4 protein-coding genes are annotated in these 3,007 nt (G+C 34.9%); all 4 read right to left on the bottom strand.

Annotation, left to right across the window (positions count from 1 at the left end; all coding sequences use genetic code 11):
- Nucleotides 1-462: hypothetical protein (locus BMY21_RS15510; protein WP_177177773.1), on the bottom strand; the 462-nt coding region annotated here is incomplete at its 3' end.
- A 223-nt stretch (nucleotides 463-685) separates the two neighbouring features.
- Nucleotides 686-1,270, bottom strand: coding sequence for an SMI1/KNR4 family protein (locus tag BMY21_RS15505; RefSeq protein ID WP_074645767.1), 585 nt, complete (start codon nucleotides 1,268-1,270; stop codon nucleotides 686-688).
- A 57-nt stretch (nucleotides 1,271-1,327) separates the two neighbouring features.
- Nucleotides 1,328-1,639: a YxxD family cognate immunity protein YxxD gene (locus tag BMY21_RS15500; protein WP_074645765.1), complete on the bottom strand. Its 312-nt coding sequence runs from the start codon at nucleotides 1,637-1,639 to the stop codon at nucleotides 1,328-1,330.
- A gap of 12 nt (nucleotides 1,640-1,651) precedes the next feature.
- Nucleotides 1,652-3,007, bottom strand: a 1,356-nt coding sequence (locus BMY21_RS15625; RefSeq protein ID WP_083379911.1) for a polymorphic toxin type 50 domain-containing protein, incomplete at its 5' end; no start/stop codon positions are given.

The following is a 3,007-nucleotide window of genomic DNA, read 5'->3' as shown; positions in this document are numbered from 1 at the left end:
AGAGTCATAATCATAACTCATCTCAAAGCCTGTTCTGCTCCATTTTTCTTTTCTTGTCTTACCGTAGGCATCAGGCTGGTATTCTGAATCAGCTCCGTTGTAATAAACAGTGTTATCTCCGTCTGAAACAGATTTCAAGGCTCCGCCTTCATCATATGAATACCTTCTTGTTTCATCAGGTGTTTCTGAAGTGTTTCCTTTTGCATACACTTTTTCTTCTTTAAGCAGATCTGTCTTAGTATAAATCCTTTTGAAAACAGTTCCTGCAGCATCCGTAAACTTTGTTACGTTTCCACGGGCATCGTATTCATAATAAAGTACAGTTTCCGGGACTGTATTTACAGTCTCCTTTACAACCCTTCCAAGCCCATCATATTCACATAAGATTATGGCGGTTCCCGGCTGCTTCGCAGCCGGTCGCTTCTTCCGCTGTTCCGCTGACGCTTCAGCCTCCGCACTCACTCACTTTGTTCGTTCGCTTACGGTGGCCGCCTTCGGCGCAGCTCCACACGCTAACCGGTTGATCACATTTTATATTACCGAAGAAAATACACTCGACTGTAAACTGAATGCATTTTCTTCGTAACTCAAATTGCCATGTCTGTTTGAGTTACTTATACTATGTCAAAGAACAGTTATCAAAACATTTTCATGGAAATAATTTGATATAATTAAATAATTCTTCTTATATGGGTAATGTCGATTGATTTTCATCTATCTGATGTCCATCTTCTGTAAATAATGAAAATATTCTATCTATTTCAGAACTTAACATTTCTTCAAAACTATTCCATTCATATATTGAAGTAGCATCTTCTCTTTTACAAAGATGTACATGATTTGTTTCTGTATCTATATATAATGTTGAACCATCCCAATCATATGAACCAATAAAGAAATAATTTTCTTTTGCATTCTTTGGTCTTTCATATACATTTGAAATATCCAGTGCAAAAGGTTGCAAAATTGCACTTTCATCTCTTCTGTAATGTTTTCTATATCCCTCTAATGAAAAGGTTCCAAAAAAAATATTTAATCCATTAGAAAAATTCATTAAAAAATTTTTATATGTATCTGGTATCGAGAGAGAATACCTTTTCTCCCAAAAACTTATATCATCTTGTGTTAATGGCATAAATACTCTAACCAGCCATGCATACTTTGGTAAATACGAAGGCTTTCCTATTAATAAACAGCCTTCTCTTTCTTCATAGCCATAACTCTTAAATTTCATTAATTTTTCTTTTATTCTGTCAAAGCTCTTTTTCATTAATATTTACCTATATTGTATTTGTTGTTAAAAATGAATATTATTAGATATAAAAAATCATATTTTATTTTTTTCCCATACTAATGTTCCATCTTCCAGTTCAATTCTGCTTGGTTCGTTATCAATGGAAACTTCTATAAAATCGCCTTCTTTCTTATCAAATAAATCATTTGATTTTATAATTTTTGTTATTTCTACACAGCAAGCATAAAATTCTTTATAATTTGGATCATCTTCTTCTAAGCAATTAGAGCTTTCATATTTTAAATCCATTTTACATAGTATTTCCAAATCATTGCCCCAAAATATATGAAGCAATGTTCCTCCTGAAATTTTATATAAATTATGCATCATTTCATCAACAATCATTATACTACCTCTCTATTGTGGAATTGCAGGTACTATATGAGCGCCATTCTTTCCTGTATGAATAATTCCCCAGGAAGTTTCTAGATTTACTCCAGTTTCTGGATTAACATATACACCAATAATTTTTCCAAAATTGACTCGCTCTTTATGTTCATTCAGTTTTTGCCCAGTACCTGCATATTTGGTAAGTAATTCTTGTGCATCATCAAGATTTCCATAAATAACACTTTTTCCTGGAATATAATTATTATGACCTTTTATGTGTTTTCCTTGCTGTCCCGCATTTAATTTGACAGAATTTGCATTTACTCCCACCAAACCCGCAGCTTGATTAAGTCCTTCTACACCAATATTTGTTGTTGTACTTATAAATGACGAACCAGATATTGCAGCATTCGCTCTTGCCCAATTACTAAAATGATACAACAACTCACCTGCAGGAGCAAGCATTCCAGCAGATTGTAATGTCATTGACATTTCTGCTAAGCCTAAACCCAAATTATCCTGGCAGAAATTATCAATTCTTGATGTAATCACCATAGAAGGGATAAGACCAATATCAAGCGTAGCCTCTATAAATCCATCTACAGATAATAAGAACCATTGTACGTATTGACCATTTTGGAATGCATTATTTGCATTACGTCGATAATCTTCGCCTCTGTCTCCATTAAATAATGCATTAATTCCTTCACTAATATCATTAATTACTTTTGGGGTTTCCGGCGTACAAGATGGTCCACCGATATCAGAAGATGTATTATTTTTTCCAGTTCCTGTTTTTTCTCTTTCCTCTGCACGTGCCTGCATGTCTTTCTGATACTGCCATGCTGATAGTGTATCTTCAAGACCATTAATATCTGAATGGCTTATTGGATTCTGCCCAGCATACCCATACCAGTTAATTCCATCACGAGCAGGATCTTCAGAAAGCCAGAATTCTCCGTCTTCACTTCGCCAGCGGTTCCAGTGATATGTCAGGCTAGTTTCTGCATCATAGTCGCAACCTGTATACAGACCTTCAAAGTCAAGGAGTTTTATGTTTTCTCCGGCTTTTATTCCGAATGCGGTATAACCGCTCTTCCATAGAAGGCTAACGTTATCGTCATAAACCTCGGTAACACTTCCCTGAATATCAGTAACCGTATATCTAACATATTCTGTTCCATCGGAATCTAGATCTGTAAAGCCAATAATCTGGTTATTGAGATAGGAGAATGTTCTGGATGTTATTTTATTTCCTATAATTTTCTTCTGATATGTCAGAGCTCCGTTACGGCCATAGGCATACTGAGTTGTTTCAGCAACCGAATTTGTTTTACTTATACGCTCAATTCTATGGTTATTTGCATCATAAGTATATTCTAC

The organism is Treponema bryantii (genome assembly GCF_900111035.1).
GTDB lineage: Bacteria > Spirochaetota > Spirochaetia > Treponematales > Treponemataceae > Treponema_D > Treponema_D bryantii_C.
Note: the sequence above shows the minus strand (reverse complement) of the source record. Positions and strands in the feature narration are given on the sequence as shown.

Coding starts and splice junctions, on each gene's coding strand:
- BMY21_RS15505 (WP_074645767.1), bottom strand. CDS start 1,270: ATGAAAAAGAGCTTTGACAGAATAAAAGAAAAATTAATGAAATTTAAG.
- BMY21_RS15500 (WP_074645765.1), bottom strand. CDS start 1,639: ATGATTGTTGATGAAATGATGCATAATTTATATAAAATTTCAGGAGGA.